Below are 20,584 nucleotides of genomic sequence, written 5' to 3'. Positions count from 1 at the left end.
TCAGAAAGTAGGTTGGCTTGAGGCACTCGTACCCAACAAATTCGTGTTTTTGACGCTTCGCTCAACCTGATATTTTGCACCATTGTCAGCAAAACGGTATAAAGCGGGTTTTCCTGACAAAAAACCTCAGATTTTACGTGACTTTGTGGCAAGAAACCCGGTTTCTGACATTAAATCTGACATTAAATAGGTAGGTGCAAATAAATCAGCCTACCGGGAGAGGGCGCGTGAGTACAGCAATAAACTGCCGGCTTTGATAGATATTCGCTTAACCCGACCCTACAAAATATTATTAAAAACACCGTTGCTGCGTCCAGGAATATCTAAGTCAAAATCGACCCGCTCATCATCCGCTGATATCTCCGCTCCAATTCATCCCGCACCACCGGCCATTGATTCAAACTTTCATCATTCTCAATTACCATTTGAGCCGCCGCCCTCGCCAACTCCAAAACCTCCTGATCCTCCACCAAACTGGCTAAAGCAAAATCCGGCAAACCCGACTGCCGAGTTCCCAAAACCTGACCCGGGCCTCGCAATCTCATGTCCATTTCCGCAATAAAAAAGCCATCTTGAGATTGTTCTAAAACCTTCATTCTCTGCATAGCTTCCGCAGTTTTGGAACCGGGCATTAACAAACAATAAGAACGGTTGCTCCCCCGACCGACTCGACCCCGCAACTGGTGCAGTTGCGACAGTCCGAAACGCTCAGAATTTTCAATCAGCATTACCGTTGCATTCGGCACGTCTACTCCCACTTCGACGACAGTAGTAGATACTAAAATATCAGTTTCTTTGTCTCGAAACTTAGTAATTGCCTCATCTTTGTCAGCACTGCTCATCCTACCGTGGAGCAAACCCACCTTAAACTCAGGAAAGACACTTTTTTCAAGTTTTTCTTTTTCCTCAATTGCCGATCGCACGTCCAACTTTTCCGACTCCTCCACCAGCGGTAGCACCACATAAACTTGACGCCCGCTCGCCACTTCCCGCCGAATCAAATCGTAAGCTTGAATGCGTTCTTTGGCAGACAGTACAGTGGTTTGAATCGCCTGCCTACCGGGGGGAAGTTCATCAATTTGACTCACATCTAAATCCCCGTGCAGCGTCAGCGCCAGCGTCCGGGGAATGGGAGTTGCCGTCATCGTCAAAACGTGGGGAGCTTCGCCTTTTTGCTGCAATTTAGCGCGCTGTTGCACGCCGAATCTGTGCTGTTCGTCAATTACTGCCAAACCCAATTTATGGAAATTAACTGTATCTTGAATCAGCGCGTGAGTTCCCACTAAAACCGGCAATTCTCCGGTTTCTAACTGGTTGTGAATTTCCCGGCGCTTGGCTATTTTTGTGGAACCAGTTAACAGTTCGACAGACAAGTGCATCAAGTTAAACCAACCTACCAATTTGCGATAGTGCTGTTCTGCTAAAACTTCTGTCGGTGCCATTAAAGCGGCTTGATAGCCGGATTGAATTGCTGCTAGCATTGCCACGACGGCTACTACAGTTTTGCCAGCGCCGACATCGCCTTGCACCAATCTGTTCATCGGTTGTGGCGAAGCTAAATCGTTGAGGATGTCGTTAATTACTCTTTCCTGAGCATTAGTCAAAGCAAAAGGCAAGATTTCATAAAAATGTTCGATCAATTTGCCACTAGGAATGATGACTGCACTAGCTTGAGCTTTCCTTTGGGTTTGGCGGCGCTTTAAAAGTCCTAATTGCAGGTAGAAAAATTCGTCAAAAACTAAGCGGCGGCGGGCGGCGGCCAAACAATCTCGATCGAGCGGAAAGTGAATATTAGTCACGGCATCGGCTAAACCCATTAAACCGTAACGCTCGCGCAAATCTTCCGGTAGGGATTCCGGCAACATTTTCGCCGCCGGCATTGCAGCCAAAATCGATCGCCTCACCGAACCAGCATCGACCCCCTCCGTCAGCGGATAAACTGGTATCAGGCGGCCGACTTTCATTGATTCGATCGCACCGCCGGAGTCGTCTAATACTTCTAACTCAGGATTTTCTAAAGTAATTCCATATTTACCCTGCTTCACCAACCCGGAAGCTGCCAGCACCGCACCAGTACAATACTCGCGCTTTTTGAATTCTTGCCAACCGCGATTGCTGTAGCGAGGACCTGCAAAAAAACGACTAATTTTTATCTCTCCGGTGCGGTCTTTTAAAATTACTTCTAATATGGTTAATTTCTTATTCTTCGGACTAGAAAAGCAATTGCAGCGCTTTACTTCAGCGATTAAAGTGACAGTTTCCCCGGCTACTAGCTCGCGAATTTGTACTTGCTTTGCATAGTCGATGTGGTTGCGGGGATAGTAGTAAAGCAAGTCATATACAGTGTATAAACCCAGTTTTGCCAAGCGGTTGCCGTTGGCGGGGCCGATGCCGGTGACGCGGGTTAACTGTTGGTCGAGAGTCAGGCTTGGTGGTGGGGGTGCTGTACTCAGGGGTGCTGTTCGGGGAACGGAAAGTGCTGGGGCGGTTGGTTGGGGAGCGTTTGCGGGTCTGACTTGTGCTACTTGTTCTTGCTGGTGGCGAGTTTCTTGTTCCCAAACTTGCTCCAGTTGCCTGAGAAAACTGACCGTAATGGCGATCGAATGTTGGCGCTGTTCGATATCTTTCTGAGGGTAGATGTCAAATTCAGCGGCTAGTTGTCTGGCTCGATCGCGCGAAGGAGCGGCGACACCACCTGCCAACTGTCTCAAGCTGAGGCCCAGAAACTCGCTGAAGCGGTATTGACTGCCTTGGAGGTCGTTAAATCCGCGATCGGCTTCTACGGAAAGAGCTTTTTGCAATCGCTGCCATTCGGGTCGATCGATAGTCATATCAATTTTAGATTTTAGATTTTAGATTTTAGATTTTAACTTTTTAAATTTTAACTTTTTCTTTTAAGAAGCTTCCACCAAAAAAGTATAACACCGAGAAACCGGGTTTCTTTAAGAAACCCGGTTTCCAATAGCTTAAAAGTTGTACGTTTTTCCTTCTTCCTTCTTCCCTCTTCCTTCTTCCCTCTTCCTTCTTCCCTCTTCCTTCTTCCTTCTTCCTTCAACCTCCGATCAATCTTCAAACCAACTCGATCGCCAAGCCGACTCAGCGTCCACCACAGCAAGTTCCCGCTGCTTTTTCTGATAATCGCGGCCCAGCGAGTTCAACTTTACAGAGAGGTTGCGAATTTGCTGACGCCAAGCCGAGGTTCCCGCATCGGCAAACTCTATTTCCGACAGCCGCAGTTTAATCGCTGTAATGTGCAGCGCCTTACTACTTAAAGTTTCGGCCAATTTTCGCGATGCTGGTGAGGCATCGGTTTCGATGATTAAGTTTAATAAGTTAGGCGGCCCCGCAACGCTGTCGCCGGAGGATTCAGCACCAGAAGCAGCTTCTAGAACAGGTTCTGGCAATTGACTGGGCAACATTCCCGATTGTTGCAGCAAGCGGTTGGTGTCGCGAGAAAGCAGCTTGAGTATATGGGCGATCGACTTTTCAATACTATTTTGCCAGCGCGCCAAACTTTCGGGGGAATTGGCACTTGGCAATTGGTAATTTGCCAATGCAAATAGATAGTTAATAGCGGAAACTTCGTTTTTTTCCTCTTTTTTTTCCTTTATTTCTTCCTCTTCTTCCTCTTCTTCTTCTTCCTCTTCTTCCTCTTCTTCTTCTTCCTCTTCTTCCTCTTCTTCCTCTTCTTCCTCTTCTTCTTCCTGTTCTTCTTCGTCGGATTCATTCGTCACTAGAGATCGCAATTTTTCCTCTGACGCCGCAGCCAAAGCCCTTACAGACTGCTGCATTTTTTGCCGTCCGTCGAAGGACAACTTGAGAAAGGACTCCGGTACTGCTTGAGTGCAAAGGTGATAGCAAGCCAAAATTAACTGCTGCCGCACCGCTTGTCCCAACGCAGTTAAATAACCATCGTAGGTACTGCGAAACTCCAAATTCAAGGCTGCTAAAGCCTCTTCGAGTCCTGCCAAATCTTGCTCTATTCGCTCTCTTGCTCGCACCATATCTCTCGTATAAAATTAAAATAGGAGGCGGGCAAAAAAACCAGATTTCTGCCACAAATTGTCTGAGTTTCCATTTAATACTGGTTATAAACCGGGTGTTTTGTACGCAGTCCGGGAGTCCTGTAAAAATTAAAAATTAAAAATGCAAAAAATCAAGTTTTCACATTTTTAATTTTTAATTCTCAATCTTAATTTGGGATTATTTAGCACCCATTTGGGCTGCCACTTCATCGGCAAAGTTAGCTTCTACCTTTTCAATGCCTTCGCCCAAGACAAAACGCACGAAGCGGCGCACTTGGACATTTTCTCCAATTTGGGCGATCGTTTGTTTCACCAACTCTTCCACCGAGATATTCTGATCTTTAATAAAAGGCTGATCCATCAAAGATAACTCTTTCATGCGCTTCTCAATCCGCCCTTGAACAATCTTTTCTTTGATGTTTTCCGGCTTGTTGCCCAAGTCATCTTTGCCCATTTCAATTGCCTTTTCTCTTTCGACAACTTCGGCGGGGATATCTTCAACTTTCACATATTCCACATTCGGGCAAGCTGCAATTTGCATCGCAATATTCCGCACCAAAGTTTGGAATTCTTCGCGGCGGGCGACAAAATCTGTTTCGCAGTTAACTTCCACCAAAACTCCCACGCGGCCGCCGGTGTGAATGTAGCTGCCTACTATACCTTCTGAGGCAACTCGTCCACCTTTGGTACCTGCCGAAGCCAGACCTTTTTTCCGCAGCCACTCAATGGATGTTTCCATATTGCCTTCGTTTTCAACGAGGGCTTTTTTGCAGTCCATCATGCCCGCGCCCGTTTTTTCGCGCAGTTCTTTAACAAGTTTTGCAGATATGTCCGCCATCTTCTTTAAGTTCCCAATCAAAATTACTTATTAGTCATTAGTCATCAGTCATTAGTCATCAGTCATTAGTCACTAATTTTAATGTTAATGATTAGACCAGAGTGAAGAAATACCCAGTCGATATTAGTACCGACTTTGTAGGTGTAGCGCCAGAATTAATTCTGGCTCTGACACAATGAATGCTTTTGCCCGAACTCTACTAATGACTTAGACTCGTGCCATGTACAATTAAAAATTAAAAATATCCAACAAAAAATAATAATTTTTAATTTTCAATCTTTAATTTTTAATTTCCTGGTGTCAGATTTCGAGGGCAATACTAGCTCTCGGTTTCTTCGCCGTCAGCGTCAGCGGCGTCGTCGGGATCTACATAATCGGGATCATCCAATTCTTCGATTTCGACATCATATTCAGCGCCTTCGTAACCACCCTCGTAGTCGTAGTCTTCATCAGAGTCGCCGCCCTGCTGACCGTGACGACCTTCGTAGATGGCATCAGCTAACTTGCCGACAATCAGCTTGATCGATCGAATAGCATCGTCGTTCGCCGGAATCGCAATGTCAACCAAATCCGGGTCGCAGTTGGTATCCAACAGAGAGACGATCGGAATTCCCAACTTTTGGCATTCCAACACCGCATTATACTCGCGGCGTTGGTCTACCAGCACCACTCCGTCGGGAATCTTCCGCATAGATTTAATCCCGCCCAGATATTTCTGGAGTTTTGCCATTTCTCGGCGCAGCACAGAAGCTTCTTTTTTCGGCAGCAAATCGAGCGCGCCGATTTCCTCGCGGCGCTCCAAATCCTTGAGGCGCTCCACGCGGGACTTAATCGTCGTCCAGTTGGTGAGCATTCCCCCCAACCAGCGCTGGTTGACGTAATAAGCACCGCAGCGTTGAGCTTCTTGGGCTACAATCCCGGCAGCTTGGCGCTTCGTACCCACGAACAAAAACTTTTTGCCTTTTTCTGAGGCAACTCTCATGTACTCGTAGGCGTCTTCCATAAGCTGAGCGGTTTGCACGAGGTCGATGATGTGAACCCCGTTGCGCTCTGTAAAAATGTAGGGAGACATTTTCGGGTTCCAACGACGGGTTTGGTGTCCGAAGTGAACCCCTGACTCTAACATTTGAGCCAAACTGACTACTGGCATTGTATTTTTAACTCCTAATTCGGGTTAATCCTCCACCCGGTCGTATTTCTGAAGGTTTGCGCCCTAGAAACACCCGAAAACCCGGATGTGCGAATTTAAACAACTTTTCTAGTTTATCACAAAGCGCGCTACTTTTTCTGACAATCTGATATCGGTAGGGTTGGCTTGGCACCCGGAGGTGATGATTTAATGGGCGGGTTGGGTGCGGGGTGTGCACGCTGCGGTTAAAGTTACTCACAAGCGCTTCTTACAAACGAAAAATGCCGGTGGGAGGTTGCCGAAGCCTTTGGTTCGCTTGTGAGAGAATGGCGTTGTTGGTGGGCCTCTTGTGCCTTCTACCTTCGATCGAGCTAGTATCGATTTTTTTCGATCGGCAATTCAGTCAGCTTTAGTAGCCTGCCCTCTCCATCCGCAAAAATCCCAAAACTAAAAACGCCATGCCCATACCCATTCTCGTCCTGCTTGAAGTTCTAATTGTCATCGCACTTTCGAGACTTGTAGGTTTAGGATTTCGAGCGATCAAACAACCTCAAGTCATTGGAGAAATTGTAGCAGGAATTATGCTGGGACCTTCTCTGTTTGGCTTAGTTGCACCAGATTTAGCAACAGCACTTTTTCCAGCCGAAGCCGTTCCCTTCCTCAACGTGCTATCTGAGGTGGGGCTAATATTTTTCATGTTTTTGATTGGTTTGGAACTGAATCCAAAGTATCTCAAAAGCAATTTAGATATAGCGATTTTAACTTCCCACGTCAGCATTCTAGTGCCGTTTTCTCTAGGAAGCTTGCTAGCGCTACTGCTGTATCCCATAGTTTCAAATAATAGCGTTTCGTTTACAGCCTTTGCCCTATTTTTGGGCGCTGCGATGTCAATTACTGCCTTTCCGGTGCTAGCAAGAATTATTACAGAACACAACTTGCAGAATACAAAATTGGGGACTCTGGCCCTGACTTGCGCGGCGGTAGATGACGTAACGGCGTGGTGTTTGTTAGCGGTGGCGATCGCAGTTACTCGTACTAATTCGATGCTCGGTGCTTTGCCGACAATTATTGCATCTTTAATTTACATCGGTTTCATGCTGACTGTAGTCCGCTGGTTCTTGCAGCGGCTTTCCAAGCAGTACAACCGCACGGGTAGATTAACACAGTTAGTGCTTTCGGGAATTTACATGGGAGTTGTAGCTTCTGCCTTAATTACTGAATGGATCGGCATTCATTTAATTTTCGGTGCATTTTTGCTGGGTGCTGCCATGCCTAAAAATGCGGGATTAACCAGAGAATTAGCAGAAAAAACCGAAGACTTTGTACTAATATTTCTGCTGCCAATATTTTTTGCTTACAGCGGCTTGCGGACTCAAATCGGCCTGCTCAACAGTCCAGAATTGTGGCTGCTGTGTGCCGCAGTTTTAGGAGTGGCTATTATTGGGAAATATGTCGGCACTTACGTTGCGGCCAGAGTTTGTGGCATCAGCAACCGCGAAGCTTCAGCGCTGGGATGGCTGATGAATACTCGCGGTTTGACTGAACTAATTGTGCTCAATATCGGTCTTTCGCTGGGCGTAGTTTCGCCGCTCCTATTTACGATGTTAGTCATCATGGCGTTAGTGACAACTTTTATGACTTCGCCGCTGTTGGAGTGGACTTATCCAAAACGGTTAATTAAATTAGATATTTCAGAAGTTAACTCTGAGGATTCAGAATTAGAAGATTCACAAATTGCTGACAGCAGCGAAGAAAATGCTAACAAATTGCTGCCCACTTATCGAATTTTAGTACCTGTTGCCAATCCCAGCACGCAGAAAGGTTTACTGCGACTAGCGGTAGCGCTGGCGCAGCCGGCTGCTGGTATGGGTGGTGATGATTTACAGTCGGCGGCGGTTCATCCTCTGAGTTTGATAGAATTAAATGATGACTATGCTTTTGAAAGTACGCCTGCGGAAGCCGATCGCATTATTCAAGAGCGTCGCTCGAAATTATCAGAATTGATTGATACTTTGGAACTGCCGGAGGCCCGCAAATTCGTACATCCCATCATTCGGATTACTAATGATGTCGCCCGGGAAACGGCACAAATTGCGGAGATCGATCGCGCGGATTTGATTTTAGTAGGATGGCACAGACCTACTTTTAGCAGCAACCGTTTGGGAGGACGTGTCGGCCAAATTCTCAGCAACGCTAAGGTGGATGTAGCAATTTTTGTTGACAGAGGCCGGGAAAGATTGAATAACTTGTTAGTACCTTACGCGGCAAACATTCACGATGATTTGGGGTTAGAATTGGCGCTGAGACTGTTAGTTAATAGCGAGGAACGCCGTTTGACTGTGCTGCGGGTGGCGGTTGACGGGGAAGCTGAAAATGCTCTGAGTTATGAGTTTCAGCGAGTGATGGATCAGTTGTCGGTTGAGGTGCGATCGCGAATTGAAACTCCGATTGTGGAGGCTGCTGAGCCAATACAAGCAGTGGTGGCGGCTTCTGCTAATGCTGATTTGACTATTGCGGGTACGAGTCGGGAGTGGGGAATTGAGCGCCAAACTTTGGGACGGTATACTGATGAATTGGCTGTGCAGTGTCATTCTTCGCTGCTGATTGCGCGGTGTTACGTTAAAGTGCGATCGCACTTGGCATCGGCACTTCCTCAAAGGTAGTCAGTTGACTGTTGACTGTTGGCAGTTGTTATTAGTTATGGGTTATTGGTTATGTGTGAGTTGCTACCAATGCCCAATGCCCAATTCCCAATGCCAAATTTCCAATGCCCAATTATTAATTACCAAGATTATGAATCATTTAAGCCTCAAATCGCTGGCATTTTACGGAATTGCGATCGGCTCAGTTTTGCTGCTGTTTAAAATAGTGAGTGCTTACGGCGAAACAAATTTAAAGGCTGCTCCGGCAATTGGGGGAAATTATCGCTTCGATGCTAAAAGTTTGCCCGAATGTCTGAAATCTGATTCCTTGGTCTTGACAATCGAGCAATCGGGTGTTTATTTGAGCGGTAATTTGCGATCGGGAAGCAGCGAGGGCAGGGAAAAAACAGCCGAGGAGACACCTTCTCTAGTTGGCAAGTGGGAAACTCAAGGATTGAGTTTGTCCGGTGCGGTTCCTAATTTAGCGGGTTGCAGCGACTCCACAGCAACCGGTCAAAACAGTTCTGTTAAACTGCGAGGAATTGTGGAACAAGAAAGCCTCAAGGGAAAAATTAGTCTTACCGATGGGGCGGCGGCTAGTGATTTTACGGCTCAAAGAGAAGCAGCGGCGAAACCCCAGAAGCAGGAACATTGATCGATCCCAATAGGAAATAAGAAATGGGAAATGGGTAATTCTTTGTCGCTTTCCGACTTTCCCCTTATCCCCTAACGAAGCAAGGAATCACAAAGCGGGGGCGGGGGTGGGGGAGCGGCCGAGCGAACTCCCGCCGGAACTCGCCCGCGACGGTCGGTTGCTGCTAAATTGAAAATATACCTAAAAGTTAATGATAAAAATAAAGTATCCCAGAGAAGTTCTTGGTTGAGAATTTGTCTTGCTCAAGACCCCCCGTGCCCGTATAGTTTGTTTGGAATGGATGTTGCCGTGATATTAATGCCGTCAGAAACTTCGCTTACCCAGTCAAACCCGTTAATTTTAGACAGTTTGCCAGACTTGTCGCCCTCCGATGGGGGATGTCCCCGCCGGGCTAGATTGCAAATTGACTTGATGTTGCTGGCGATCGAAGCCTTGTATCTCGGAGGTGCTGAAGAAATGCTGGCAGTGTCAAAGGACCTGGAATTGGAATCAATAATCAAAAATCGGGTTGCCCTTTGGCTGATGCGCAATACTAACCCGCTGAGACGCTATACCCAGCGCCGCTCCCTTACCATGGTGGAGGCAAAAGCGCTGGTGGCGATCGCCTGCAATATGGCGCGCAAGTTAACCGCGACAATTCGGCAGTTGCTGCTAGATTCGCAGCAGTTGCGATCGAGAAATATCCCCCTCAACCAGCACTTGCCACTGGCCGAGTATTTAGAACGCTTTCGAGCTCACTTTCGATCGCGCATGAACCCCAAGCGATCGCTAGTTGCAGCTTACGATTCCGACGAAAAGCTCAACGAACTAGCTTTGAACTTGTTGAGCAAACTGCTATTTTGTACAGGCACAGCCGGAATGCAGCGCTTCTGGGTTAGCCTGTTTGATGGAGAAGTTGAATAACGATGACTATTAGGCGTCAGTACAGTCTGCCAAATTGCACCCTGGTTCTAGAAGGGTTGAGCGATGGATCGGCAGCCAGCCAGTTAGATATACGGCCGGTGCTTTCGATATTAATGAGCGCTGAATGCTATGTTACAGGTCTCGGCGAGCCCCTAAGCGGGGGACGGGAGTTTTTTGAAAGCTTGGTGAGGGCCGTCAGCAGCTACGCTCAAGAATTTATGAGCGGAGTGCATTATCCCGATCGCTACGGCCCGAATTTGGGTATGGTGCAGTTGCACAGAATTGACGGGAATTTGCATCGGTTGACGGTTCTACCCGCCTCCACAGGCAGCCCAACCCAAATCGATCAAAAAACAGAACTGTCGGCAAAAGTAGATTTGACGACGGTACAGCTATTTGACTTGGTAGAGGCGATCGATCAGTTTTTTGCCGACACGCAGACGCTGCCGGAATTGTCGCTGCAATTAACCCCAATTTCCAAGCGTTATATCAAGTCGGCCGAACCTTTGGCGAAGCGGAGTTTGCCTGCTGTCGTGGGAGTGTCGAGTTTGGCTTTGGCTGCGATGGCGTTTTTCTTGGTGCCGATACCCGAAGTCCAGCGCCCGAGAGATCCGGTGCCGCAGCCCAATCGGGCCGGCCAGAATCTGGGAACCCCGAATCCGGGCGGATCGGGTTCGCCCGATCCCAATGCTACGCCTGCAGGTGACGGTTTGTTGCCGGGGGATAAAACTCCGAACGCTGAATCGATTTCGCCGACTCCGAGCCCCGCGCCGCAGTCAGAGGCTTCACCAAGCGCCACACCGCAGTCGAACACTTTGCCGGAAAGCACGCCCAGTCCTGTTGCTGAAGGTTTGGCAAGCCCTGAGGCAGCAGCCGTGGCAATTACCGATCCAGCGGCAATTGAGGTGTTGAGGGGCAAACTTTCCCAGCAAATAGACGGAGTTGTCAAGAATCAGCCTCCGGTTGGTGCGGAGTTGGTTTATCGGGTGAGTGTGGCCCAAGACGGGGCGATTGTCGGTTACAAGTCGGAGAATTCGGCAGCAGTCGAGAGATCCGAAACGCCGTTGTCGGAGTTGCTTTACAAACCGATTGGCAGTAGGCCACCTGCGGAACCGCTGGCTGATTTTCGGGTGGTTTTGGCACCAGACGGTACTGTTCAAGTCAGTCCTTGGTAAAGTAGGGTGCGCAATGCGCACCTGACCAATTAGTCTGCGGAGGCAGACTTCGCTTGTGTAGTTAGAGATTTGAATAGCCGAATCACAAGCTGCTACGCATCTAAATTGTATTGTTCGGGCGGGCGGGACGCCCACCCCACAAGAATTTGCTCGAATTTGACTGTCAAATTTAGATCCGCCTGGGCCGATCGATTCCGGTTGCACTCAGACACAATATAGAGGACACGGCAGTGCCCTTGGACTACCCCGATTCCTTGTAGTCCAAGGGCACTGCCGTGTCCTGATTTCGGGTAATGTTAATTCCGATGCTACCGGATTTGATATCATCTACTCAAAGTCCTGTTGGTGCGATCGGCTCAATGTCTGGGTCAAATCCTCCGACTTGATTTGTGCGAATTATCCACAAAAATGCTCCCTGTTTTAAGAAAATTTTGGCGATTTCATCTTGGGTGCGCCTGGGCAACATTGTGCGGTAACTAATAGCAGCTTTTATCAGGTTCGCTATACCACCAAAAAAGGTTTTTTTCAGTTCAGAATCAATCCCCGCTAATCTCGAATTTTTGCGCCAATCTGGACGGACAATGCCGAGGGGCATTAATACTGTTTCTAAACTCTCTCCTAATGCTACTAGCTGATTAAATCGTTGAGTTTGTGCGTCGGTGGGATTTGTTTTCAGCCAGTCTTGAATCTGAGGATTTGACTCTATTTCGGAAGTGATTTTTTTAATTGTAGCGTAGATTGCCTGACTTGAATCTTGCACGCAAGAAGTTGCTGGGGTGACTAAACTTGCGCCGGTGCCGTCTCCGCTGCGGTAGCGGGCCATCATGATATCTAGTTGCTGGTTTAATTCGGTTAAAGGCGACAAGGTGATGCCGTCAAAATCGTAGTCGCAACACACGCAGTCTAATTTACAGATGATATCGCAAACCGGGCGATCGCCCAACCAGCCGCGCTGCAAGTCTCCCATGTAACTTTGCCATTTGCTGGAACCGGCGACAATTCCGTCGGGATTGTGGGCGTAAACTTGTTTGTATTCTATGTCAAAACGCAGTTCGCTGGTAAAGCGATCGCGCACTACTTTTGCTACTCCGAAAGCAAAATGTCCGGTGACAATTCCCAGCGCTGGCCGTTCGCCTTTTTTGCCGCCGATACCGCCGAAACTGTGAATCACTATCCCGATATCTCCTTCTTGCCAAGGAGATATAGAAGCGTTTTCTGCAGCATCATTTGGCACTAACAATACTCTTTTTGCTTGCCCTTTTTGGGCTGGTGTATTTTTCCAATTTTGGCTGCTTAAATAAGCCAGAGATTTTTTCAGACCGAAATGTGTTTCATCTGGGATTAATTGAGCAATTTTGCGGGGTTCGATAGCCTGCACTACAAACATACTGTCTTCGTCTCTTTCGCCGTAAATGTACCAGCCGTCTGGATTTAAGGGCGATTGTTCGATCAGGTGATTGGTAGACCTCGCTACGCCACTTTTGTCTGGCTGTACTTGCGGAATCCGAATAATTTCGGCTGCGCCGTCAAATTGTTGAGATGTTTTGTTGAAATGCCGGACAATAAATTTGTCGCTATCGGGTTCTTTTCGCTGTAAAATTGATACTAAGGCGCACAAACGTCCGATAATTTGTACTGGTTCGCGATCGATCGTTAGTTCGCGGCGATCGCTGCTGCTATAATTAATCGCAATCACCGGCCTGCGCAGCATCACAGTCACGCTGTCTTCGAGTCTGCTGCCTGCTAGAGTTTCTAAAGGGCCGACATTTCGCCACCCGTTCAATCTATCTGGATGGATGTTGCCAGATTTTTGACTTGTTTGAGTTTGTTTGGTGAAGTTTATATCTTGACTGACTGCGTGGACAAAAAACTGTACTGCGCGATTTGTACTCCATTTCAAAAAGGCTGTTTTGCCAATGAAATTTTGATATTTTTTGGGCGCATTTATCACTTCAAAAAACACTGTACCGTAGGGCTGGCGCTCTTGGTTTAAAGGCAAAATTAAGCGCCCGTGCCAAAGAGCGATCGGTTTGTAGAGATAAGCAACTGCTGCTGAATTTTCGCAGATAATCTCCGGCTCAAGCGATTCTGCAATATCGCTTTTGCCTCCAAAAATAGCACTAGCTAAATTGGCGTCACTTTCTACGAAGACAGGTTCTAAAAAAACGTTTTCCGGTTCTGAAATATGAGCGGTTGAAGAGTCAGTCTTTCTTTTGAATGAACGTCTAAAAAAAAGGTTATTTTTTTGCAGTTTCGCCTGCCACCAATTGAAAAAAATGCGAATAAAAATAAATGCTGTTAAACCGAAAACAACAGCTAAAATAATCAGCCCCAAAGTCAAAATCAATTGGTCGAAAGACTGACCTGAGATTAAAAAAATTGTTGACCCGCTCAAAGAAAATGTAGCCATAATATCTAAAAACGAGTTTTAGGTTCGATCCAGTCTGTGCTGGCTTGACTGCCGAAAACTAGAGGTTTGTCTTCCGTGACAGCTACCGTTTGGCCTTTCATATCCACTGCACAAAGAGGCCAAGATCGATCGCCCAAATTGCCCGCGCGGAACAAAACTTGTCCGGGACAAACTTGACTCCAACCCAACAATACAGCATGAGTGTAAAGACTGCGAGCGGGAGCAACGGTATAAGTGTAATTATCCTTTTTGTCCCAAATGACAGCGTAGTCGGACATATCGGAAGAGTTGAAAAGCGCTTCAAATTCGCGGGCGAGAACGCGGGAACCCTCTTGATTCCAAGAAACAGGCACTAAAATCGCGATCGTCCCGGACATATCCGTATCATCGCTAGCATACATCCCGCTTTCGGCCAGCGGCGAAGCAGCCGCCACTGTTTGCAGTTCCCCGGTTTTGAGGTTTTCCACAAACATGACGCTGCTAACCCGACACCGGGAGAATTCCGGCTGCACTTGCAACTCAATTCGACTGTAAGCCGCGTATTGGCCGTTAGTTGAAAGTAGGGAAGGGCTGCGATAGTAGCGGAGGCCTGTGCCGGCAGTGGAGCTCACTTTAGCGTGAGTCTCGCTAATCCATTCCCAAGGAACGGGATAAGGGCTATTTAAAGGGTCAGTCATCGGTTTTTTTTCCAAAAGTTTTACTGAATTATCCAACAGATTCAGGCTTCCACGCAGGAGATTAGAAACCCGGTTTCTGCCTCGATGCTTCGCAGTCAAACCCCTGATTTGTAGAAACCGGGTTTCTTTTTTAGATTTTAGATGGCAGGACAAATCTAAAATCTAAAATCTAAAATCTAAAATCGGATAGGTAAGATAGTATCGAAATTAATCTGCTATGTACACCGAGAGGGAGGAAACATGACGCCATCTTTTAACCGAAAACCTTCAATCCCCCCGACTCGCGTCTCCAAGTCGCGGGGAAAAGGTTTGCTTGTACTGTCGCTGATTTTTCGACTGCTGCTGCTGGGGGTAGGCAGCGGTTTTGCGTGGGTTTTGGGGATGGCGATCGCTCAAATTTATCCGTCAGGCGCGACGGAGATGCCGCTGGCAGAGAGATTGCTGCGCGTAACTCAAAATTTGACCTCCAGCCCGAAACGCGCCCCAGCAACGCAAATTCCGCCGCTCCCGACACCAACCGCTACACCGACTCCCCAGTCAAAAGTCAGTCCTGCCCAGAGAGAGAAATTGCAGTCGGATTTGAGACAGTTGCAGGGCGAGCTCAACGCGCTGATCGGCCGCACTGCTGCTTTGGAGAGTCAGTTGGGCAGCAGCCGCCCGACGGAAACTTTGGAAAAGCGTTTGCAGTTGATGTCGCGGGAATTGGCAGGGCCGGAAACGGCGGCAACTCCTGTTCCTGCTTTACCAGCCATCGCGGGCAGCAGCCCGAGTCTGAACCCTGAAACGGTGAATACTGCGCCACAGAATGCGAATAATCCGGTGTTTGGGGGGGATGGGCTGATGGTGACTCTGCCCAGCGATGTTTTGTTTGATACTGGCAGCATTTCTTTGCGCGCGGGAACAAGTGCGATTTTGGACAATTTGGTGGCGGAGTTGGGCAATCACGAGGGGGCAACTGTGCGGGTTGCCGGCCACACTGACGACGCGGGGGAAGCGGCGGACAATCGCAATGTGTCGTTTGCGCGGGCTCAGGCGGTGGTGCAGTATTTGTCGGGTGTACTCGGTCAGAAGTATCATTGGGTGGCGATCGGCTATGGGGAAAGTCGCCCTTCGGTGGATAATAGTTCTGATGCTAATCGGCAGCGCAACCGCCGCATTGAAGTGGCAATTAATCCTTAGTCATCAGTCGGCCCACTTGTAGATACTGTGTTGAAGTGTCAATGGTAGCGATCGAATAATTGGAGTCAAACGGCTTTTGGGATGTTAAAACTCTTGTTGTGAATTTAATCTCAAACCCGGTAAGTAAGGAATTATACCCCAGTACGAGCATCACCGCGAGCAAGTGTTAAACGCGAGGCATTAAGCTCGCACTTCACTCCTAAAATTATTATTCCGATGCCAAGAGAAACGATATAAATTATATATTTCACTTCCCGAATTTTCTTCTCCCCCGCTATCACGCCGAAGGTGTAACAGGCGGCAAGTCAGAATTATTTTTAGCCTGATTTATTGTCTCTCGATGTTCGCCCCTCAGCTTGGGTTTTAAATACAAGTTCTCAATCAAAGCTGCCACTCCCGCAAACCAAGGCGGCACAATGACTGCTCCGATAATTCCCAATACTTGAACGCCTCCCAAGACAGACAGCAATTGATATAAAGGATGCACGCCAACGGATGAACCAACCAGCAAAGGATCGAGCACGTAGGTTTCCAAATTCTGGATGATTACAAATAACAGCAATACCCACACAAATAGCCAGCCACCTTTAGCAAAGGCTACGATTAATGCTGGTACTGCTCCCAAAACTGGCCCGATGAAGGGAATCAAGTTGGTAACACCGGCGATCGCACCCAAGCCCAAAGCAAATTCCGGCATTCCCAAAACGCTCAAACCTGTGGTAATAAATATTCCTAAAATGCCCGAAACTAACACTCGCCCGCGAATGTAACTCCCCATTCTTTGACCGATTGGCGTGGCTTGCGCGGCTAATCTTGCATCCCAAGGTTTCGGGAAAAACTGCACCAAACTTTTGATTAATGTGTCGCTGTCGGCAACCATGTAACCTGAAATAAATAATGCTAAAACTAAACTGAAGAAACCGCCGAGAATGCCTCTAGTTAAACTGTACGATCGCAAAACCAGTTGTTGGCTCGATCGAATCAGCCAATTAGTCAGCGATTGAGTGTCCACGAACTGACCCACCAAGGTTGGGGCATCGTCGCTCAACCGACTCAATACATTAGTTGCCACAGTTCGCAAACTTTCGACATAAACTGGTAACTGCCGCAGCAGTAACTCTATTTGTTCGATGACCGTGGGGCCGATTAATACTACCGTCCCGGTAAATCCGCCGATGAGAGTTAAATAAACCATAATCACCGCCAGCCAGCGGGGAACCCGCATGGTTTCGGCCCAATTAACGATCGGGACGATCGATGCTGCCAGCACAACTGATATCATCAGAATTACTAGCAGGCTCCGCAATTGCCAAAGCAGCACTAGCAGCAAGGACGATGCTACAATTAGCAGCAAGTTAGGTAAAGAAATGGTAATCCGCTGTTCTGACATGATTAAGTAATCAAGGTTTGTATTGGCGCTTATGTCATCCCGCAGGGCGGGTTTATTTATCTTATCAGTTACCAAATATATGTCTGGTAAAACCCGCACCTACTCATATTATAATAAAAAGTAACATCGGCATACAAAAATAATATGCAACCGCAATATTCAACCCAAAATTTTTCCACCATGTCGTCTATAAAATCACCAACGCTGTTTTACGAATGGCAAAATTATCGCTGTGCTTATGAAGTTTATAACCCAACTACTGCGACCGAAGATAGCATCCCTTTGTTATTAATTCATCCGATAGGAGTTGGTTTGTCAAGAATCTTTTGGCATAGATTTTGTGAGAGTTGGTACCAAGCAGGGAACAGTAATCCGATTTACAATCCCGACCTTTTGGGGTGCGGCGATTGCGAAATGCCGGCTGTGGCCTGCTATCCTGACGATTGGGCCGCACAGTTGCAATATTTCTTGGAAACTGTAGTCAAAAAACCTGCGATCGTACTCGTGCAAGGTGCTTTACTAGCTGTAGCCTTGGCTTTAGCAAAAATGCAGCAGGAAAGCGGCTCAAATTTAATTCGCGGGTTAGTCCTCGCGGGGCCTCCCGCTTGGGCGGTAATGAACAAACATTCGACAGACAGACAGCAACGGATTGTCTGGAATTTGTTAAATTCTCCCTTGGGAAACGCTTTTTACCGCTACGCCAGACGCGCTGAGTTTTTGCGTTCTTTTTCTGTGAAACAACTGTTTGGCGATGCGGCTAAAGTTGACAGCGAATGGTTGGATGCTTTGCAGGCTGGGGCGGCGAATCCTGACAGCCGTCACGCGGTTTTCTCGTTTTTAGCGGGGTTTTGGCGGCAGGATTATAGCGGTACGATTCAAAAGTTCGATCGCCCCGCACTCGTTGTGATGGGAGAAAAAGCCTCAAGCATCAGTCAAGCGGGTAAGGAAGAGAAACCGGATGAAAGATTAGCGCAATATTTAGCTTATTTTCCCAACGCGGAAGGTTTATTAATGCCGGGGCGGAATATTTTGCCCTACGAATCAACCGCAGAATTTGTCGAGGCTGTTGCGGAGTTTGTCAATAGGAGTTTTTAACCGCAGATATCAGCAGATGAACGCGGATGGAATTTTATCTGCGTTCATCTGCGGTTAAAAAACTCTAAATTTCAACTGCGATGCCAAATTGTTGTGCCATCTTTTTGATCGATCAGAGTAATGCCCCGCTCCTTGAGTTCGTTGCGAATGCGATCGCCCTCAGCGAAATTCTTAGCTTTCCGGGCATCTTTCCGCTGCTGAATCATCGCCTCAATCTCCCCATCACTCAAACCGTCAACAGCATCATTGCTATCACTTTCCGGCTGAACTTCTAAACCCAAAACCCCTGCCAAATTCACCAAAGTTACCCATTTTTGGTGCAACAAATCCGGTGAAGTTTCTGTTTTGCCTTGATGCACTAAAACATTGCCTTCCTTGCCCAATTCCTTAGCGACTTCAAACAAAACAGTCAAAGCGCCGGGAGTATTGAAATCATTATCCATCGCTGATTTAAATTCCTGCACAGCTTTGCTATCCTGTCCAGTTTTCTCAACGTCCCAACTCAGTTGAGAACCGTACCGGAGGCCAAACAGCAAACCTTCATTGATGGTATTCCAGCCATTTCGAGCGCTAGCGATCGCCTCTTCGGTAAAATCAATTTGACTGCGGTACTGCGCCATCAACACAAACAGCCTCACCGCCATCGGTTCCACCGCTTTTGACTTCTCGCTTTCATTGTTACTCCCCCCCCTACCAAGGGAGTCTTCATTCTTACTCCCCCCCTTACCAAGGGGGGGCTGGGGGGGGTTAAATTCCAAATCACCCGACCAATTCCCATCCAACAAATCGCGAATTGTAATAAAATTGTGCAAAGATTTCGACATCTTTTTGCCGTTGACAGTCACAAAAGCATTGTGCATCCAATAATTAGCAAGCGACTTCCCCGTCACAGCTTCAGATTGAGCAATTTCATTCTCATGGTGGGGGAAAGTTAAATCGGAACCGCCGCAGTGAATGTCAATAGTTTCGCCCAAGCAATCGCGCACCATAGCCGAACATTCGATGTGCCATCCGGGGCGACCTTTTCCCCAAGATGAATCCCAAGCGGGTTCTCCCGGTTTAGCGCTTTTCCACAGGGCAAAATCAGAGGAATCTTGCTTTTTTTGAGCTTCTATTTCTGCGGTTTCCAATCTACCGCTAGCCCCGGCCTGCATTTCTTCCAACTTGCGGCCGGAAAGTTTTCCGTAATCGGCAAACTGCCTCACGTTGTAGTAAACGTCGCCGCCGGAAGCATAAGCATAACCTTTATTTTCTAACTCGTGAATCAGCCGTTTAATGCCGTCCATTGTATGAGTTGCGCGGGGATATTCATCGGCCCTGAGAATATTCAGCTTGTCCATATCTACGAAATATTCATCGATGAAGCGTTCCGCCACGGCTTCCATTGTGGAATTGGTTTCGCGGGCGCGGTTGAGAATTTTGTCGTCAATATCTGTAAAATTCTGCACGTAGCGCACATCGTATCCCCGCCACATCAGATAGCGGCGCACCATGTCCCAAACAATGTAAGCGCGGGCGTGGCCGACATGGCAGTAATCGTATACCGTAACGCCGCAGCAGTACATCCGCACCTTTCCTGGTTCGATGGGTTCAAAAGGTGATTCGCGACGGGTCAAGCTGTTGTAAAGCGTTAGGGGCATGGGATTTGAGATTTGAGATTGATGTACTGCTCTAATTTATTATATTGCTGTTGGTGAATCTTTCGGTGTCACTACCAAACATCTGTTAAATCTAAGACAAATCCTGGTAACACATCTTCCCCTGACAAAGTGCTGGGATTATCTAATATTTCCACATCCTGATTTTGTCTGTATATTTCGAATTTCTTATTTTTGCGATCGATTAACCATCCCAAACGCGCGCCATTTGCGATGTATTCTCGCATTTTTTCTCGCAGTGGTTCCATGTTGTCAGACTTAGATCGCAATTCTACAACAAAGTCTGGACAAATGGGAGCGAAACCTTCTTGTTCTTTGGGTGTGAGGGCTTGCCATCGTTCTAATTTAACCCAGGAAGCATCAGGGGAGCGATCGGCACCGTTGGGCAGTTGAAAACCAGTAGAAGAGTCAAATACTACTCCCAGCTTGGTTTGGCGATTCCACAGCCAGAGTTGTCCTGAAATATCTAGGTTTCGATTGCCTGTCTCGCTTCCAGTGGGCGTCATAACGATTAATTCTCCTGTAGCAGTTCTCTCTAGCCTTAAGTCACGGTTGACGGCAGCAATTTGCTGGAACTGTTCGTGAGTTACTCTGAAGGTTTGGGGAATGGTAATGGTGTTGTTGAGCATATTGTGCGGCCTCGCGATGGCTATTATCGATTCTCTCGTGTCACACTCTTTTTTACTCTACAAATTAGATTGAAAAACTCCGCAGGTATAGTTTAACATTTAATTAGATCTCTTGCAAAATATTTTTATGATATAATGAAAAGTTTTGCTGAGATTTAATTGAATCCCAACTCCTAACT

At 47.4% G+C, this 20,584-nt stretch carries 15 protein-coding genes; 6 read left to right on the top strand and 9 right to left on the bottom strand.

The features are described 5' to 3' along the window. Positions 1 to 323 precede the first annotated feature (323 nt). From recG to rpsB, 4 genes are all read right to left on the bottom strand, one after another. A complete protein-coding gene (recG, locus tag QUB30_RS22490; protein ID WP_333337720.1) occupies positions 324 to 2,831 on the bottom strand; it encodes an ATP-dependent DNA helicase RecG in 2,508 nt (835 codons plus the stop codon). A gap of 231 nt (positions 2,832 to 3,062) precedes the next feature. Further along, positions 3,063 to 4,004, bottom strand: coding sequence for a hypothetical protein (locus QUB30_RS22485; RefSeq protein ID WP_333337717.1), 942 nt, complete (start codon positions 4,002 to 4,004; stop codon positions 3,063 to 3,065). A 199-nt stretch (positions 4,005 to 4,203) separates the two neighbouring features. After that, the gene (gene tsf / locus QUB30_RS22480) at positions 4,204 to 4,863 is read right to left on the bottom strand and encodes a translation elongation factor Ts (protein WP_333337714.1); all 660 of its coding nucleotides are present in this window, start codon (positions 4,861 to 4,863) and stop codon (positions 4,204 to 4,206) included. Positions 4,864 to 5,182: 319 nt separating this feature from the next. Beyond that, positions 5,183 to 6,013 (bottom strand): 30S ribosomal protein S2, encoded by an 831-nt coding sequence (gene rpsB / locus QUB30_RS22475; RefSeq protein ID WP_333337710.1) that lies wholly within the window; start codon positions 6,011 to 6,013, stop codon positions 5,183 to 5,185. 437 nt (positions 6,014 to 6,450) lie between these two features. Between rpsB and QUB30_RS22470 the strand changes: the two genes are divergently transcribed. The 4 genes from QUB30_RS22470 to QUB30_RS22455 all read left to right on the top strand — a co-directional run bounded on the left by QUB30_RS22470 (position 6,451) and on the right by QUB30_RS22455 (position 11,367). Further along, entirely contained in the window at positions 6,451 to 8,655 is a 2,205-nt protein-coding gene (locus QUB30_RS22470) for a cation:proton antiporter domain-containing protein (RefSeq protein WP_333337707.1), read from the top strand. A gap of 76 nt (positions 8,656 to 8,731) precedes the next feature. After that, the gene (locus QUB30_RS22465) at positions 8,732 to 9,289 is read left to right on the top strand and encodes a hypothetical protein (RefSeq protein ID WP_333337704.1); all 558 of its coding nucleotides are present in this window, start codon (positions 8,732 to 8,734) and stop codon (positions 9,287 to 9,289) included. A gap of 276 nt (positions 9,290 to 9,565) precedes the next feature. After that, positions 9,566 to 10,192: a DUF3038 domain-containing protein gene (locus QUB30_RS22460; protein ID WP_333337700.1), complete on the top strand. Its 627-nt coding sequence runs from the start codon at positions 9,566 to 9,568 to the stop codon at positions 10,190 to 10,192. Positions 10,193 to 10,194: 2 nt separating this feature from the next. Next, positions 10,195 to 11,367, top strand: coding sequence for a DUF4335 domain-containing protein (locus QUB30_RS22455; protein ID WP_333337697.1), 1,173 nt, complete (start codon positions 10,195 to 10,197; stop codon positions 11,365 to 11,367). 331 nt (positions 11,368 to 11,698) lie between these two features. Here QUB30_RS22455 and QUB30_RS22450 read toward each other — a convergent pair whose 3' ends face one another. Together QUB30_RS22450 and QUB30_RS22445 are read right to left on the bottom strand one after the other, a co-directional pair. Next, positions 11,699 to 13,777, bottom strand: a complete 2,079-nt coding sequence (locus tag QUB30_RS22450; RefSeq protein ID WP_333337694.1) for an abortive infection protein — start codon at positions 13,775 to 13,777, stop codon at positions 11,699 to 11,701. Between the two features lie 5 nt (positions 13,778 to 13,782). Further along, the gene (locus tag QUB30_RS22445) at positions 13,783 to 14,454 is read right to left on the bottom strand and encodes a hypothetical protein (RefSeq protein ID WP_333337691.1); all 672 of its coding nucleotides are present in this window, start codon (positions 14,452 to 14,454) and stop codon (positions 13,783 to 13,785) included. A gap of 240 nt (positions 14,455 to 14,694) precedes the next feature. Between QUB30_RS22445 and QUB30_RS22440 the strand changes: the two genes are divergently transcribed. After that, positions 14,695 to 15,633 carry an OmpA family protein gene (locus tag QUB30_RS22440; RefSeq protein WP_333337688.1) on the top strand — a complete coding sequence of 313 codons (939 nt, stop codon included), beginning with the start codon at positions 14,695 to 14,697 and terminating at the stop codon, positions 15,631 to 15,633. 277 nt (positions 15,634 to 15,910) lie between these two features. Here the strand turns inward: QUB30_RS22440 and QUB30_RS22435 are convergent, their stop codons facing one another. Next, positions 15,911 to 17,023, bottom strand: a complete 1,113-nt coding sequence (locus tag QUB30_RS22435) for an AI-2E family transporter (protein ID WP_333337685.1) — start codon at positions 17,021 to 17,023, stop codon at positions 15,911 to 15,913. A 144-nt stretch (positions 17,024 to 17,167) separates the two neighbouring features. On the opposite strand from QUB30_RS22435, the gene QUB30_RS22430 reads away from it, so the two are divergent. Further along, complete coding sequence (locus QUB30_RS22430; protein ID WP_445300531.1) at positions 17,168 to 18,118, top strand: alpha/beta fold hydrolase; 951 nt, start codon at positions 17,168 to 17,170, stop codon at positions 18,116 to 18,118. A gap of 71 nt (positions 18,119 to 18,189) precedes the next feature. On the opposite strand, the gene cysS is transcribed toward QUB30_RS22430, so the two are convergent. Continuing rightward, positions 18,190 to 19,758, bottom strand: coding sequence for a cysteine--tRNA ligase (gene cysS, locus QUB30_RS22425; RefSeq protein ID WP_333337680.1), 1,569 nt, complete (start codon positions 19,756 to 19,758; stop codon positions 18,190 to 18,192). Between the two features lie 71 nt (positions 19,759 to 19,829). After that, a complete protein-coding gene (locus QUB30_RS22420; protein ID WP_333337678.1) occupies positions 19,830 to 20,405 on the bottom strand; it encodes a Uma2 family endonuclease in 576 nt (191 codons plus the stop codon). Positions 20,406 to 20,584: the final 179 nt, after the last annotated feature.

Origin of the sequence: Microcoleus sp. BROC3 (genome assembly GCF_036702515.1) — a bacterium.
GTDB lineage: Bacteria > Cyanobacteriota > Cyanobacteriia > Cyanobacteriales > Microcoleaceae > Microcoleus.
The sequence above is the reverse complement of the archived record's forward strand: the minus strand, read 5'-3'. Positions and strand labels throughout refer to the sequence as shown.

Coding starts and splice junctions, on each gene's coding strand:
- recG (WP_333337720.1), bottom strand. CDS start 2,831: ATGACTATCGATCGACCCGAATGGCAGCGATTGCAAAAAGCTCTTTCC.
- QUB30_RS22485 (WP_333337717.1), bottom strand. CDS start 4,004: ATGGTGCGAGCAAGAGAGCGAATAGAGCAAGATTTGGCAGGACTCGAA.
- tsf (WP_333337714.1), bottom strand. CDS start 4,863: ATGGCGGACATATCTGCAAAACTTGTTAAAGAACTGCGCGAAAAAACG.
- rpsB (WP_333337710.1), bottom strand. CDS start 6,013: ATGCCAGTAGTCAGTTTGGCTCAAATGTTAGAGTCAGGGGTTCACTTC.
- QUB30_RS22470 (WP_333337707.1), top strand. CDS start 6,451: ATGCCCATACCCATTCTCGTCCTGCTTGAAGTTCTAATTGTCATCGCA.
- QUB30_RS22465 (WP_333337704.1), top strand. CDS start 8,732: ATGCCCAATTCCCAATGCCAAATTTCCAATGCCCAATTATTAATTACC.
- QUB30_RS22460 (WP_333337700.1), top strand. CDS start 9,566: ATGGATGTTGCCGTGATATTAATGCCGTCAGAAACTTCGCTTACCCAG.
- QUB30_RS22455 (WP_333337697.1), top strand. CDS start 10,195: ATGACTATTAGGCGTCAGTACAGTCTGCCAAATTGCACCCTGGTTCTA.
- QUB30_RS22450 (WP_333337694.1), bottom strand. CDS start 13,777: ATGGCTACATTTTCTTTGAGCGGGTCAACAATTTTTTTAATCTCAGGT.
- QUB30_RS22445 (WP_333337691.1), bottom strand. CDS start 14,454: ATGACTGACCCTTTAAATAGCCCTTATCCCGTTCCTTGGGAATGGATT.
- QUB30_RS22440 (WP_333337688.1), top strand. CDS start 14,695: ATGACGCCATCTTTTAACCGAAAACCTTCAATCCCCCCGACTCGCGTC.
- QUB30_RS22435 (WP_333337685.1), bottom strand. CDS start 17,023: ATGTCAGAACAGCGGATTACCATTTCTTTACCTAACTTGCTGCTAATT.
- QUB30_RS22430 (WP_445300531.1), top strand. CDS start 17,168: ATGCAACCGCAATATTCAACCCAAAATTTTTCCACCATGTCGTCTATA.
- cysS (WP_333337680.1), bottom strand. CDS start 19,758: ATGCCCCTAACGCTTTACAACAGCTTGACCCGTCGCGAATCACCTTTT.
- QUB30_RS22420 (WP_333337678.1), bottom strand. CDS start 20,405: ATGCTCAACAACACCATTACCATTCCCCAAACCTTCAGAGTAACTCAC.